Source organism: Muricauda sp. SCSIO 65647 (assembly GCF_021534965.1).
In the GTDB taxonomy this organism is placed as follows: Bacteria; Bacteroidota; Bacteroidia; order Flavobacteriales; family Flavobacteriaceae; genus Flagellimonas_A.
On sequence record NZ_CP091037.1, the window covers coordinates 1,474,133 to 1,489,718 of the forward strand.

12 protein-coding genes are annotated in these 15,586 nt (G+C 44.2%); 5 read left to right on the forward strand and 7 right to left on the reverse strand.

What is annotated here, in order from left to right; all coding sequences use genetic code 11:
- The first annotated feature begins 104 nt into the window (after positions 1–104).
- Entirely contained in the window at positions 105–1,814 is a 1,710-nt protein-coding gene (locus tag L0P89_RS06545) for a GMC oxidoreductase (protein ID WP_235267606.1), read from the forward strand.
- A 79-nt stretch (positions 1,815–1,893) separates the two neighbouring features.
- Positions 1,894–2,358 (forward strand): ASCH domain-containing protein, encoded by a 465-nt coding sequence (locus tag L0P89_RS06550; RefSeq protein WP_235267607.1) that lies wholly within the window; start codon positions 1,894–1,896, stop codon positions 2,356–2,358.
- Positions 2,359–2,412: 54 nt separating this feature from the next.
- On the opposite strand, the gene L0P89_RS06555 is transcribed toward L0P89_RS06550, so the two are convergent.
- The 5 genes from L0P89_RS06555 to L0P89_RS06575 are packed head-to-tail and all read right to left on the reverse strand — an operon-like array spanning position 2,413 to position 7,457.
- A complete protein-coding gene (locus L0P89_RS06555) occupies positions 2,413–3,549 on the reverse strand; it encodes a Gfo/Idh/MocA family protein (protein ID WP_235267608.1) in 1,137 nt (378 codons plus the stop codon).
- A 12-nt stretch (positions 3,550–3,561) separates the two neighbouring features.
- The gene (locus L0P89_RS06560) at positions 3,562–4,737 is read right to left on the reverse strand and encodes an MFS transporter (RefSeq protein ID WP_235267609.1); all 1,176 of its coding nucleotides are present in this window, start codon (positions 4,735–4,737) and stop codon (positions 3,562–3,564) included.
- A gap of 18 nt (positions 4,738–4,755) precedes the next feature.
- Complete coding sequence (locus L0P89_RS06565; protein ID WP_235267610.1) at positions 4,756–5,985, reverse strand: nucleoside permease; 1,230 nt, start codon at positions 5,983–5,985, stop codon at positions 4,756–4,758.
- Between the two features lie 8 nt (positions 5,986–5,993).
- Positions 5,994–6,437 carry a DinB family protein gene (locus tag L0P89_RS06570; RefSeq protein ID WP_235267611.1) on the reverse strand — a complete coding sequence of 148 codons (444 nt, stop codon included), beginning with the start codon at positions 6,435–6,437 and terminating at the stop codon, positions 5,994–5,996.
- 18 nt (positions 6,438–6,455) lie between these two features.
- The gene (locus L0P89_RS06575; protein WP_235267612.1) at positions 6,456–7,457 is read right to left on the reverse strand and encodes a sugar phosphate isomerase/epimerase family protein; all 1,002 of its coding nucleotides are present in this window, start codon (positions 7,455–7,457) and stop codon (positions 6,456–6,458) included.
- A 143-nt stretch (positions 7,458–7,600) separates the two neighbouring features.
- On the opposite strand from L0P89_RS06575, the gene L0P89_RS06580 reads away from it, so the two are divergent.
- Positions 7,601–9,322 (forward strand): GMC oxidoreductase, encoded by a 1,722-nt coding sequence (locus L0P89_RS06580; RefSeq protein WP_235267613.1) that lies wholly within the window; start codon positions 7,601–7,603, stop codon positions 9,320–9,322.
- Positions 9,319–9,972, forward strand: coding sequence for a gluconate 2-dehydrogenase subunit 3 family protein (locus L0P89_RS06585; RefSeq protein ID WP_235267614.1), 654 nt, complete (start codon positions 9,319–9,321; stop codon positions 9,970–9,972). Before L0P89_RS06580 ends, L0P89_RS06585 begins: the two co-directional genes overlap by 4 nt.
- A 335-nt stretch (positions 9,973–10,307) precedes the next feature.
- On the opposite strand, the gene L0P89_RS06590 is transcribed toward L0P89_RS06585, so the two are convergent.
- Together L0P89_RS06590 and L0P89_RS06595 are read right to left on the reverse strand one after the other, a co-directional pair.
- The gene (locus L0P89_RS06590) at positions 10,308–12,800 is read right to left on the reverse strand and encodes a ribonucleoside-diphosphate reductase subunit alpha (RefSeq protein WP_235267615.1); all 2,493 of its coding nucleotides are present in this window, start codon (positions 12,798–12,800) and stop codon (positions 10,308–10,310) included.
- 122 nt (positions 12,801–12,922) lie between these two features.
- Positions 12,923–13,909, reverse strand: coding sequence for a ribonucleotide-diphosphate reductase subunit beta (locus L0P89_RS06595; RefSeq protein WP_235267616.1), 987 nt, complete (start codon positions 13,907–13,909; stop codon positions 12,923–12,925).
- A gap of 905 nt (positions 13,910–14,814) precedes the next feature.
- On the opposite strand from L0P89_RS06595, the gene L0P89_RS06600 reads away from it, so the two are divergent.
- The gene (locus L0P89_RS06600; RefSeq protein ID WP_235267617.1) at positions 14,815–15,549 is read left to right on the forward strand and encodes a LytR/AlgR family response regulator transcription factor; all 735 of its coding nucleotides are present in this window, start codon (positions 14,815–14,817) and stop codon (positions 15,547–15,549) included.
- The last annotated feature ends 37 nt before the right edge of the window (positions 15,550–15,586 follow it).

Here is a 15,586-nt window from a genome sequence, read left to right on the forward strand (position 1 = left end):
TTTTAGGAATTAAGAGCTATATTTAAGAAATAAATATGGCCACTCAACAAAATTCTTGACGAGTCATAAATATAGTGATTCGCAAAGAATTAAAACAATCGATTATGAACCAAAAAACAGTCTATGATGCCATAGTGGTGGGCACTGGCATCAGTGGCGGTTGGGCCGCAAAAGAACTTTGCGAAAATGGCCTAAAGACCCTCGTACTCGATAGGGGCCGTATGGTCAAGCATGTTGAGGATTATAAAACCATGAATGATGACCCTTGGGATTATCCATTTAAGGGCGAATTGACACGCGAAGAAAAAAAGAAATACCCCAAACAGCTTCGGGTCGGGTGGGCACCGCGAGATGATGTCAAGCATTTTTTCGTGAACGATCTCGAACACCCTTACCAAGAAACCAAGCGCTTTGATTGGATTCGTGGCTATCAAGTGGGCGGTCGATCCCTGACTTGGGGGCGACAGAGCTATCGTTGGAGCGATATCGACTTTGAGGCCAATCGCAAAGAGGGTATCGCTGTTGATTGGCCCGTTCGTTACGCCGACATAGCCCCATGGTACGATAAGGTCGAACAATATATCGGCGTCAGCGGTCAAAATTTGGGACTAAGGCAATTGCCAGATGGAAAATTTCAACCCCCGATGGAGCTCAATTGTGTTGAAAAAGAACTTCAAAATGCGATGGAGACCCAATTTGACGATGGCAGGTTATTGACCATAGGCCGAGCGGCTCATATTACCGAAAACACTACCGAATTTAAAGGTCGTGGCCCTTGTCAATATCGTAATCGGTGCTGGCGTGGCTGCCCCTTTGGGGGGTATTTTAGCAGCAATTCGTCTACCTTACCGGCCGCAGAGCGAACGGGAAACATGACCCTCAGGCCCAATTCGATCGTTTACGAAGTCGTCTACAACGAGAATACCAAAAGGGCATCGGGGGTAAAGGTCATTGATACCGAAACCCATGAAAAACTGGAATTCAAAGGAAAAATTGTTTTCCTCTGTGCTTCTGCCATGGCCTCGGTCGGTATATTGTTGCAATCGAAATCAAAAAGGTTTCCCGAAGGCATGGGGAACAACCACGATCAACTGGGCCGTAACATCATGGACCACCACTACAAACTCGGTGCCTCAGCCAAGGTCGATGGCCATTTGAACAGTTATTATAAAGGACGAAGACCCAATGGCTTCTACATTCCACGTTTCGTCAACCTTGACGGGAAGACAAAACGTGACGGCTTTTTACGCGGATTCGGATACCAAGGTGGTGCCAGCCGTCAGAACTGGGCCGAAATGGTGGCCGAAATGGGCTACGGAAAAACCTTAAAAGAAACCTTGCTGAAACCGGGCGGTTGGCAAATAGGTATGACCGGTTTTGGCGAAATGCTGCCCTATCATGACAACCGCGTTACCTTGAGCAGTGATAAAAAAGACCAGTGGGGGCTGCCACAACTCGACTTCGATGTAGAATTCAAAGAAAACGAATATCGTATGCGAGAAGCCATCGTAAAAGAAGCCAAAGCCATTTTTAAAGCGGCTGGGTTCAGACAAGTGGCCACATTTGATGAAACCACGGGCCCTGGCCTGGGCATTCATGAGATGGGCGGTGCCCGAATGGGCAGTAGTTACAAGACCTCGGTAGTAAACAAATACAACCAAGTGCACGATGTACCGAACGTTTATGTGACCGATGGCGCCTTTATGACCTCGGCAAGCTGTGTGAACCCATCATTGACCTATATGGCATTCACCGCTAGGGCGGCCCATCATGCTGCAGAACAGTTTAAATTGGGCAAATTTGCGTCCGCTTAAAGATTTTATTTTACAATTGTCAAAAAAATTAATTTTATTGACGCTCATTTCATAATATTGTTTTGAATACCAACTTTCTATGGAAAATGCTTCAGCCCGAAGTCTATGGGGCGATTTTTTAGATGCCCACTTAGAATTTGCCAACGAAGATGCCCCCAGGGTGGTGCATTTTTGTGACAATGAAAAAGATGCCAACAAATGTGCCGATCTGGTATGCAAAGATATCAAGCGGGCCACATCACACTCATTGTTGGGGCTTCAGCTACGGGGCGAGCCCTTACCCCAAATTGGTGATTTTGTAGTGGTCACCGATTGGTCTGGCAAGGCCAAATGCCTCATCAGAACCACCTCGGTAAAGTTGTTGCCGTATTTCGCCATACATGCTGAACATGCGCGACTCGAGGGCGAGGGAGACAAAAGCCTTGACTATTGGCGAAAAGTACATTGGGACTATTATACCCGTGAACTCGAACCCTTCGGGCGCGTGCCCAGAGAAAGCATGATCATTGTATTTGAGCGGTTTGAGAGAGTTTTTAAAAGATGATAAAAAAGGCCACATGATGTGGCCTTTTTTATTTGTGTCATTTTTTCAATCTAGCTAATCCATTTCTACCCATACATTGCCCTGTTTGTGCGAGGCAACCGTGTTTTCGATGAAGTTCATGCCACGTACACCGTCTCGCATGGTGGGAAATTCGCCGTCATTATATTTTTCGCCCCTAATGGCCTTGGCCGCCCCTTTATAGATGTTGGCCATGGCGTCGAAAATACCTTCAGGGTGCCCTGGCGGTAGTTTTGTACCATCTAAAGACAGTTCTGAATTATAGGCATGGCCAGGTTTATAAATTTGGGTAGGCTCTGTATCGCTCATTCTATATAGAAAATTGGGCCGCTCTTGCTCCCATCTAAAGGCGCCTTTTTCTCCATAGATCGCGATGGCCAATCCGTTTTCCTCGCCTGTGGCAACCTGACTTGACCTGATTACCCCTTTCACATGTTCATTCATTCGAATAAGCACGGTGCCATCGACATCCATTTGGTTGTCATCATAGAGATAATTGAAATCACATAGCAATGACTTGACTTTGAGTCCGGTGGTAAACTCGACCATATTAAAGGCATGAACCCCTATATCTCCCATACATGAGCTGATCCCTGCTTTTTTGGGATCTAATCGCCAAACCGATGAGCGCTTTTCCTTATCGTGGATGATCGGATTGATCCAGCCTTGATAATATCGGGCATCGACCTTGTGTATTTTGCCCAACTCGCCAGCTTTAATCATCTCTCTCATTTGACGCACCATAGGGTAGCCCGTATAGGTATGGGTGAGGGCAAAGACCTTTCCAGACTTTTTGTGGGCCTCTTGAAGAATTTTTGCCTCTTCATAATTCATGGTCATCGGCTTTTCACAGATAACGTGAAACCCATTGTCAAGCAGTTTTTTGGCCATCGGAAAATGGAGAAAGTTGGGTGTCTGTACCGAACAGACCTGCATACGCTCATCTTCGGGCAGTTTCAATTCTTCTTCAATGAGTGTATCAAAATCTTTATAGATTCTGTTCAGCGGAATATCGATTTCCTTGGCAAAATCTAAACTCTCTTGGTGTTCAGGGCTGAACACGGCCCCGACAATCTCATAGTTATCGTTTATAAAGGCCGCAATGCGGTGCAACACCCCGATAAGGGAATCGCCCCCTCCTCCCAAAATTCCTAATCTGATCTTTTTTGGCATTTTCTATTTGTTTTATGCTTCTACGTTTTTAGATTTTCTCTTTTTCATATAGATGTTCAATATGATGAACAAAACGATCAATATGGCAGGCAACACAGACATGATTTTCAGCGCCTCGTTGGCACTGGCATTGTCGATGATATTGCCCATAATGGGAAGTACCACCGAAACCGAAAGCATTCCGGCGCCCCCCATAATAGACAACCCCAGCGCACCGCTTTCAGGTATGTATTCTGCCACAAACGAAATCATGGTCGGCCAGAAAAAGGTAATGCCCACGGCGAAAACGGCCGCTGCAAAGAAGGTCATCGGCCCACTGGTGATGGTCAATAGCCAAAGTCCCAAAAAGGCGAAAACGGCTGAAAACAACAACATCCCCTCAGGTTTTAAGCGGTGAACCACTTGCCCTGCAAAGGCACGCCCAATGGCCATGATACCGTTGATAAAGGCCAGCACCAAAAGGGGCACTGCAACGGTAGATTTCAATAACGACTCGATTCTTTGGTTGGTACCCAATTCTGTGGCCGCGGTCAAAAACATGCAGATAACCATAAAAAGGAACAATGGTTTTGTTATACTAGACCACATTTTACCGGTACTCACCCCCATTTTCACACGTTCTGTAACAGGAAATTGTTGACCCAAAAACATAACCCCATATACCAAAAGGGGAACGAACAGTGTGCCGACCATTATTTGCCAATCAAGCCCCATGACATCCATTACCAGCCAGCCCACTATTGAGCCTACCACTATGCCCCCTGGGAACCATACATGAAAACGGTTCAACATTTTGGTTTTGTTGTTTGGGTACATCGATGCGATCATCGGGTTCAAAGATGCTTCGACCATACCGTTGCCGATGCCCACAAAAAGTGTGGCCAAAAACAACGAGGTCTGATCGCGGGCCAAAATGGTCCAAACGATGCCTATGGCATGAGTGATGAAGGCGATCCATGTAATTTTTTTGATTCCGAGTGAATCGACCAAAGGGCCGCCTATGATCATGGCCAAAGTGAAACCCCAGAACGCCGGTGTGAAAGCCCAACCTATCTGCTCTAGTGTGAGACCGACACCTTCAGGGCCAAAAACGGTTTCGAGTCGCGCGCGGATGGCAAAGGTCATGGCAGTGACCAGAAGGGCCACACATGAGGCGATAAACAATCGATTTTTATTGATATTTTCCATATTGTTGGTTGTTAAAGATTATGTTTTATAGGATACTTCTTCATTTTTGAACAGAATAGCAAATAAAATCAACACCACCAAGGCAAAGCCAGAGGGATACACCCAAATACTTTTCCAATCATGGGAACCGTTTTCTATCAGAAAGGCATCGGTAATCTTGCCCGCGATCCAGAAACCGATCAACATACCGACCCCATAGGTGGCCAAAGTGATCAATCCCTGCGCAGCACTTTTATATTTCTCGCCCGCTTTGGTGTCGGTATAAATCTGTCCCGACACAAAGAAAAAGTCATAGCATATGCCGTGCAGCGCGATACCGATGATTAACATAAAGGCCAAATCGCCAGCATTGCCGTAAGCGAACAAAAGATATCGAACCGTCCAGGCCAGCATCCCTACCATAATGGTCTTCTTGAAGCCAAACTTGGTAAAAAAATAGGGTAACAGCAACATGAAAAGTACTTCAGATGCCTGGCCAATGGTCATTTTTCCCGTGGGATTGTTCATTCCAATCTCTGATAAAAACGGATTGGCATTCTGATAGTAAAAGGCCAAGGGTATGCATATTAAAACAGACGAGATAAAGAACACCAAGAAGTTCTTGTCTTTTAGAAGTTTCAAGGCATCCAACCCTAAAATTCCGGAAATGCTCACTTTTTCACCCTTCTTGATTCGAGGGGGGGTTTGGGGCAATGTAAAGCTGAACAATCCTAGAATTGCAGAGGCGACCGCCACCATCAGAAAGGTATTTCGAAGCATCCCCGATTGAATTCCGTTCGAAGAATCCCAAAAAAACACAAAGCTGATGATAAGCCCGGCCACGATCCACCCAATGGTGCCGAACACCCTTACAAAGGCAAATTCTTTAGAGGGGTCTTTCATCTGATTGAACGATACCGAATTGACCAACGCCAACGTGGGCATGTACACTATCATATACACTAGCACATAAGGGTAAAATACGGCGAAGTCGGCGGCCTGGTACATCTGGTACATCAAAATGGCCCCCAATAGGTGCAAGACCCCCAGAATTCGTTCTGCGTTGAAATAGCGGTCTGCTATCAACCCGATAATAAACGGTGCGATTATCGCCCCCCATGATTGGGTAGAGAATGCCTGTGCTATTTCACCCCCGGTCGCATTGAGGTTGTTTCCCAAAAAAGTGCCCAATGTCACAAACCAGCCTCCCCAAATAAAAAATTCGAGGAACATCATGAATGAAAGCTGAAACTTTGTCTTGGTGCTCATTTGGCTTGTCAGCGTCTATAAAAAATATAGTCTAAGGCCTTGGGTTCTATGTTGTTTGCCCTAAAATCCATCAACATCTGGCCCCTATGGTGGGTCGAATGGTTTACAATATGAAAGAGAATATCTTTTAGATCATTAGCAAATGTTCGCCCTTCGGTGGTTTCATATTCTACCCGCTTTTCAAAATCTTCGGTATTGGTGATGATTTCGAAAGATGTTCGCTGATTGTCGTAATGAATATCTTGCCAATCGGTCATCGAGTGTTCTTGCCATACCCCAAACTCATGGGGTTTCTTAAGCAAGCGATGATTCCAGATGTGGTGGGTGTTCAATATATGGTTAAAAAGTGTTGCACTCTTTTCGGGAACTTTTTTCATTGCAGCACATTCTTCGATCAGTTTGCGATTGCAATAGAAGTTATAGTCGAACAGTTGGTTAAAAAGTGCTTTCATATAAGTGGTGACAGAATACTAAGCCGGTTTTTTTGCTGCATTCAACAAGAGGTTCTTCGTAGCCAAGATCCCTTCTTCCTCGCTCAACTCGTTGCCCTCATATTCAACCCCGATATAACCGGTATAGCCTGCCTCTTTTACAATCTTCAACATACGTCCATAATCAATCTTTGTCTCGTTGCCCTCTTCATCAAAATCGTATGACTTTGCACTGACCGCTTTGGCATAGGGCATCAATTCTTCGACTCCCCTGTATTTGTCGTACTCTTCCAAACACTTTGATTCGTAGTATGAGCCATCTTCACGTTTGATGCAGAAATTGCCAAAATCGGGCAGGGTACCGCAGTTGGGCATATTCACTTTTTTCATCACCTCGGCCAACCAAGCGGCATTTGATGAGGGTCCGCCGTGGTTTTCGACAATGATATTGATGTTCTTGTCTTTGGCATAATTGGCCAATTGCGTCAGCCCATCAACAGAGGTCTCTACCCACTCTTCTGGATCCATACTGCCCTGTAGGTTGACCCTTATGGAATGGCAACCCATGGCAGCCGCGGCATCGACCCATTTATGGTGGCTTTCAACCGCGGCCTTGCGCTCTGCGGCATCGGCGGCGGCCAAAGCGCCTTGGCCATCGACCATTATCAATAGGTTTTTTAGCCCGTGCTTTTCACTTTCGGCATTGCTCTTATCGACAAATTCTTTCATGGCCGCTTCAGAAAAATTATCCTTTTCCAAAGTAGGATAGTACAATCCGCTTACGTATTCCAATCCTTCAAAGCCCCAAGCCTTGGCCTTCTCGGCAAAGGTGTAGGGATCGACCCCATCGTTACGGATCATTTTATTGATGGACCATTGCGCCAAAGAAAGTTTGAAAAAAGGCTCAACGACCGTCTTCATGGTAACCTCTTCTTCGGTTTCTTCTTCTTTTTTGTTGGTATTCTTGCAGGCATAGATTCCTATAAGTGAAAGCCCTACACCTACCTTGGCACTATTGCCGATGAAATGTCTTCTTTTCATAATCAATTAACTAAAATTCGGACTGTTAAAAAATCGAAATCCACTACAACGTTATAGTGCGGAATTCTCAATAAACCTAAGGATTAAATGTAGAAAATTAATTTAATATTTAATACATTTAGAAGATAAACAGGTCAGAATACATGAGCAAATTTTATTACAACGAAGAACAAGATTCGTATGACGCCATTGTGGTCGGTACTGGCATCAGTGGCGGTTGGGCAGCCAAAGAGCTTTGTGAAAACGGACTGAAAACCTTGGTGCTCGAAAGGGGCAGAATGGTCAAGCACCGTGACGATTACACGACGGCCCATATGGATACCTGGGATTTTCCCCATGCCAGGCAACCTACTCAAGAAGACCTTAAAAAACAGGAAAAACAAAGCAGGACAGGTTATACGACCCGGGCCGATTCAAAACATTGGTTCGTCAATGACCTGGAGCACCCCTACAATGAAACCAAGCGTTTCGATTGGATGCGAGGTTACCATGTCGGTGGACGTTCGATCATGTGGGGCCGACATAGTTACCGTTGGAGCGACCTTGACTTCGAAGCCAACAAAAAAGATGGTATGGGGGTAGATTGGCCCGTTAGGTACAAAGATATAGCGCCTTGGTACGTACATGTTGAAAAATATGTAGGTATTTCGGGCGAACCCTTGGGACTACCGCAATTGCCCGATAGCGTGTTTGAGCCGATGATGGAGTTGAATTGTGTCGAGCAGCATGTACGCGAAAAAGTTGCAGAGTACTTTGACGGTAGGGTCATCACCGCTGGCCGTATAGCACATATAAACAGCGACAAGCGTTTTGAAGGAGATGGAAGAATCCGTTGCCAGTTTAGAAACCGTTGCATTCGCGGGTGTCCGTTCGGGGCCTATTTCAGTAGTCTCTCATCTACCTTGCCCGCAGCAGAAGCAACTGGCAACATGACCTTAAGGCCAGATTCTATCGTACACCAAGTAATCTATGACCCCGACACTAAAAAAGCAACCGGTGTAAAGGTGATCGACAGGGTAACAAAAGAAGAATTTGAATTCAGGGCCAAGGTGATATTTCTATGTGCCTCTGCCATTGCCTCTACGGCCATTTTGATGCAGTCGAAGTCTGATAGGTTTCCTGATGGAATGGGGAACGACTCCGATCAATTGGGCCGAAACATCATGGACCACCATCTCGGTGTCGGTGCCTCGGGCAAATTCGATGGTTTCGAAGATAAATATTACAAAGGCCGTAAACCAGGTGGCATCTATATTCCTAGATTCAGGAACTTAGGGGGCGATTCAAACACCGACAGATTTATTAGGGGTTACGGGTACCAAGGAGGCGCCGTAAGGGGCAATTGGGAAGATACCATCGCCGAACTATCACACGGCAAGGCACTCAAAGATGCCATTCTCAAACCTGGGGGCTGGACAATGGGCATGGGGGGCTTCGGTGAGGTTTTGCCCTATGAAGACAACCGCATGACCCTCGACTATGACAAATTGGACCAATGGGGATTGCCGACAGTTACCTTTGACGCTGAATTCAAGGAAAACGAATGGAAGATGCGCGAAGATATGAAAGAGCAAGCCGTGGAAATGCTCACCAAGGCAGGGCTTCGAGACATTGAGCCTTATGACAAACCCGGTGCCCTTGGTTTGGGAATCCATGAAATGGGCACCGCCCGAATGGGACGTGACCCAAGAACTTCTGTGCTCAATGGCTACAACCAAATTCACGCCTGTAAAAACGTCTATGTGACCGATGGGGCCTTTATGACCTCATCGGCCTGTGTAAATCCATCACTGACCTATATGGCCTTCACCGCAAGGGCGGCCAATCACGCGGTACAAGAACTAAAAAAAGGAAATATCCAATGAAACGAAGATCAGCACTGAAAAATATGGGAATGGTATTTGGCTACGCAGCCACCACGCCCGCATTACTGAGCATATTGCAATCTTGTAAAGAAAAGGCTCCTTATGCAGAGTGGGTTCCTTCCTTTTTTGAAAAAGATAAAGGCTATGCCCTAGCGCAAATGGTAGATGTTATACTGCCCAAGACAGATACGCCCTCTGCCACCGAAGTAAACGTGCACCTGTTCATTGATGCATTTGCCAATGAGGTTCTGCCTGAAGAGCAGCAAGGGTTCTTGAAAATGTCGATGGAAAAATTCATGGACAGGTTATTGGATGAATCTGGCAAGGAAAACCTTGAGGATATTGAGGCTGCAGACTTTGAGCCACTACTGGGCAAATACTTGGCAAAGCGAACCGATGAGGAAGAAGAAGCCCAAGAAAAGGCAATGGAAGAATACATGGAAGCCATGAAGTTGGGCCAAGAAGCCGAATTGGATGATGAAGTGGCCCGCTATGCCTTTGCGGGAAATATCAGGAATATTTCCATCTGGGCCTATAAGAGTTCAGAATACATAGGTGAAGAGGTTTTGGCCTACCTACCCATACCCGGTGAATATGTGGCATGTGGTGATGTCAATGAGTTAACACAGGGCAAAGCTTGGTCATTGTAAACCAGAACACGGTCTTTTTTGTAAACCTGTTTTCCTCAATCATAGGAAAGCAGGTTTTATATTTAGTTTAACACCCAATCGTGTAATAAAGAATGATTTAGAGCGTCTATTTTATAGAAGTGATTTATAAAATGGACAGATATCTTATCTTCTTGATCGTCTATACTATTCTCTTGGTGATTTCATACACCCTGACCTTGCATGCCAAAAAGTAAAACACCCTGGATCGACCACTGCGTGGGGTTGGCCTTTATCCAGGGTATTCCAAAATCAAATAAACACTATCACACACATCGAAACATTCAGCAAGGGTCGCCGAAGGTGTTCAATACCCGTTATGATCCGCACATAAGGCAGTCATCATCTGCTTGGCCCTGTTTGGCCTGTGCGATCAATGCTGCCATTTCAGCCTCTGTCATAGGCTGTACATCGACCTCTTTTTGAGCAGTCACTTCCTTGGCCTCCACTTGCATGGCCTTTGCGGTCTCTGCTGCCGGAGGCAGTGTGGCAGTACTTACTTCAGCTTCAGCTGCTATGCTTACAGGCACTTCTTTCTTTTTGGTATTATCTAAAGTAAATTTAATGGCGTCAACGGCAGCTTTGGTTCTCAGGTAGTACATACCGGTTTTGAGGCCGCTCTTCCAAGCATAGAAGTGCATCGAGGTCAGCTTGGCATAGTTGGCATTTTCCATAAACAGGTTGAGCGATTGGCTCTGATCGATGAAATAACCTCTTTGGCGGCTCATATCAATAATATCTTTCATGCTCAGTTCCCATACGGTCTTGTAGAGTTCTTTGACATCGTCGGGAATGACATCGATATGCTGAATTGAACCGTTGGCGCGCATCAGTTCTTGTTTAAGATTTTCGTTCCATAACCCTAATCGTACCAAATCTTCCAATAGATGCTTATTCACCACGATAAACTCTCCTGAAAGCACTCTACGGGTATAGATGTTGGAGGTATAGGGCTCAAAGCATTCATTGTTGCCCAGAATCTGTGATGTTGAGGCCGTGGGCATAGGGGCTACCAAAAGTGAATTTCGAACCCCATGCTTGTTTACTTCCTTGCGCAATTTGGCCCAATCCCATCTCCCCGAAAGTTCTTCATCTTTGATGCCCCAAAGGTTATGTTGAAACTCACCTTCAGAAATTGGCGATCCCTTGTATGTCGAATATGGCCCGTCTGTTTTCGCCTCTTCTACAGAAGCGGTAACAGCGGCATAATAAAGGGTCTCAAAAATCTCTTGGTTCAGCTTTTTCGCCTCATCACTTGTAAAAGGCAATCTTAGCAAAATGAAGGTATCTGCCAGTCCTTGAACACCCAGGCCAATGGGTCGATGACGCATATTGGAGTTTTCGGCCTCTTTGACAGGGTAATAGTTTCTATCGATGACCTTGTTCAAGTTCTTGGTAACACGCTTGGTGACCTTGAACAGTTCTTTATGATCAAATTGACCATTTTTCACGAACATCGGTAATGCGATAGAGGCCAAATTACAGACCGCGATCTCATCGGGAGAGGTGTACTCTAAAATCTCGGTACAGAGGTTAGATGACCTAATGGTGCCTAAATTCTTTTGGTTGCTCTTTCTATTGGCCGCATCTTTATATAGCATATACGGTGTGCCGGTCTCAATCTGTGATTCTAAAATCTTTTCCCATAGTTCACGGGCCTTGATGGTCTTTCTTCCCTTGCCATCAACTTCGTATTTTGTGTACAGTTTCTCAAATTCTTCACTGTGGTTGGTGAATAGCCCGGGACATTCGTTGGGGCACATGAGTGTCCAATCACCATCGGCCTCGACCCGTTTCATGAACAAATCGGGAATCCACATTGCATAAAAGAGATCACGCGCCCGCATTTCTTCTTTTCCATGGTTCTTTTTCAAATCAAGAAAATCAAAGATATCGGCATGCCAAGGCTCTACGTAAATGGCAAAGCTACCCTTGCGTTTGCCACCACCTTGGTCGACATAACGTGCCGTGTCGTTGAAGACCCGCAACATGGGCACGATTCCGTTTGATGTTCCGTTTGTGCCAGCGATATACGACCCAGTTGCCCTGACATTGTGTATGGACAATCCTATACCACCTGCAGACTGTGAAATCTTGGCTGTCTGTTTCAACGTGTCATAAATGCCGTCGATACTGTCTTCTTTCATCGCCAGCAGAAAACACGATGACATCTGTGGTTTAGGGGTGCCCGAATTGAAAAGCGTTGGGGTGGCATGGGTGAAGTACTTCTTCGACATCAGTTCATACGTCTCAATGGCCGAATCCAAATCCCCCAAATGAATTCCTATTGCGACCCTCATCAGCATGTGTTGGGGCCTCTCGGCAATTTTACCGTTCAATTTCAATAGGTAAGAACGCTCAAGGGTCTTGAATCCGAAATAATCATATCCAAAATCACGATTGTAGATTATGGTAGAGTCGAGCTTTTCGGCATTTTCTGAGATGACTTTGTAAACTTCTTTTGAGAGCAACGGTGCTTTTTTGCCTGTACGCGGGTTTACATATTCATACAGATCTTTCATCGTTTCGGAGAACGATTTTTTGGTGTTTTTATGTAGGTTTGAAACGGAGATTCTTGCGGCCAGCTTGGCATAATCAGGGTGAGTGGTTGTCATGGTGGCGGCAATTTCCGCGGCCAAATTATCAAGCTCTGAAGTGGTCACGCCATCATAAAGCCCCTCAATGACCCGCATTGATACCTTGATGGGATCTACCAATTCGCTAAGACCATAACATAATTTTCTAACTCTGGCCGTAATTTTATCGAACATTACCGGCTCTTTTCTTCCGTCTCTTTTTACTACATACATGCTATTCTTTTGTTTTAATGATACGTTGGTTCACTCCTGGGCATAAATATCAAGCCATTGGCTTCAAAAGTTCATTTTTTTTAAAAGTCCATTTTCAGGGCAGAGGACTTTTAGGCGTATTTTTAAAAATCGGCGTCGAAACTGATTTTTTGGGCATCTGTATCTTTTTCTTTATTGAGAACCCCTGCCTTTTGGTATTCAGAGACCCTCTTCTCAAAGAAATTAGTTTTTCCCTGAAGCGATATCATATCCATGAAATCAAAGGGATTGGTAGAATTGTACACTTTTTCACACCTCAGTTCGACCAACAACCTATCGGTCACAAACTCTAGATATTGGGTCATCAGCTTGGCGTTCATGCCAATCAAGCTTACAGGAAGCGATTCGGTAATGAACTCGCGTTCTATATTCAGGGCATCGACAATTATCTCGGTAATGCGTTCTTTGGGCACCTTATTGACCAAATGGTTGTTGTGGAGGTGAACCGCATAGTCACAGTGCATGCCCTCATCTCTTGATATCAATTCGTTCGAAAATGTCAACCCTGGCATCAGCCCTCTTTTCTTCAACCAAAAGATAGAGCAGAAGGCTCCTGAGAAGAAAATACCTTCAACGGCGGCAAAGGCAATAAGACGTTCTGCAAAACTGGGTGATTCTATCCATTTCAATGCCCAATCGGCCTTTTTCTTGATGGCAGGAAAGTTTTCAATGGCCTTGAACAGTATATTTTTCTCTTTTTCGTCTTTTACATAGGTGTCGATCAAAAGGGAGTAGGTTTCTGAATGTATGTTCTCCATCATGATCTGAAAGCCATAGAAAAACTTGGCCTCGGAATATTGTACCTCGTTCACAAAATTTTCTGCAAGGTTCTCGTTGACGATGCCGTCAGAAGCGGCAAAGAAGGCCAAAATGTGTTTAATGAAATACTGCTCGTCATCGTTCAGTTTTGTGTTCCAATCAGATAGATCTTGGTGCAGGTCTATTTCTTCAGCCGTCCAGAAACAAGCCTCTTGTTTCTTATACCATTCCCATAAATCATGGTGCTGTATTGGAAAAATGACAAATCTATCTTTGTTTTCTTGCAGAATGGGTTCTATGACCGAAGACATATATACAGGTTTTAAAAGGTTATTGTTATGAGTGAAATTTCCCTTTGGATGGGCTAACAAAGATTTAAAAATGTGACCTAATTGTAAAGTTTGTTTTGCCAAAACAAACCCAAAGTTTTTAACACAAGTTGTTGAAATCTAGGTTTAGAAGCGATGTTTGTTGGATTTTCGAAAGATGCGTTTTTCTCAATTGAAGACCCCTATCGTTAAACACAAAAAAAAGAGACCGAAAAGTATTTTCTTTGATACTTTTCGGTCTATAATCTTAAAGTCTTGGCCCCGGTCTCTAAAATACATTGCCATAACGCACGGCCAGCCGAAGTAAAAATGGTCAACTGTTTTCTTTAGGTAGTTCCCCCGAAACCCAAGAAACTGAAAAACCATCTTTGACAACGGCAGTGATATTGTAAAGCAACATAACTAGTATGTTTGGTTGGCCGTACGTGGTTGGTAATATTTGGCAAATTCATTCTAACTGGGCTACTGTCATTGTTTTTGACTCTGTCGGTTCAGGCCTGTTCTCAAGTATTGAGGCCAAGACCAGCACCGTGATAAGGAGTAAAAACAATACGATACATTTTTTCATTTTTGGTGGGGTTTGTTGATTTGGTTCAATGTTATTGACAAAACTAAAATAGACCGTATCGCGACACTACACTTTATCGAATGTATGAATGGTAGCAATTTATGTGTGGATGGATGCCCAAAAAACAGCCTTAGATTTCTTACCTATTTCATTTGCAAGCAACTAAGTCATTGATTATCTTAAAAGCACAAATATGTCAAAAGCAATATTTAGAAGATAATCGACCGATTATAATAGATAATGAACCAGAAATACATATTATTCAACGGGCTATTTTCAATAACCCTAATTTTGGTTTTTTATATCATAGTATTGAAGTATGTTGGAAGCAGTCATAGTAGATGATGAAATCAAAGCGCTCCAAAGCCTCAGCTGGGAGCTGACCAATCTAAGCGATGAGGTCGATATCATAGCTTCATTTACCGATGCCCATGAAGCATTGAAATATTTAGAGAAGAACACTCCCGATTGTCTGTTTCTCGATATCGAAATGCCCACTATGGATGGGTTTCAATTCATCAAAAGCCTAAAAAACAAAAACTTCCCTGTGGTCATTACCACGGCCTACAACCAATATGCATTGAAGGCATTGAAAAATGAGGCCATCGATTATTTGCTCAAACCCATAGATTCTGATGATCTTAGCGAAACACTGGAAAAAATAAAAAAGTACAATGCCAAGAACCTGACAGCAGAAAGACTTGAGAAGATTTTGCTGGAGCACAATGCAGAATCACACCACAAAAAGATTACCATAAACACCGATGGCAAATTGATGTTCTTCAATAGCGATGATATTCTCTATGCCGAATCAGATGGTAATTACAGCACTATATTTCTCAGCGATGGGCAAAAAATTCTGTTGACCAAAAAACTGAAAGAGGTCAATGAACTATTGCCGAGCAACAGCTTCTTCCGAATCCATAATTCCTATATCGTAAACCTCAATAAAATAAAAGAGTTCTTGAAAACAGATGGCTATGTCATTTTAGAGACCAACCACAAAATTCCAGTTTCAAGACAGAAAAAATCTGATTTTTTAGATTTGTTGTAACCTATCCCCCTATAGTGTCCCGTAGAGCATCCTATAT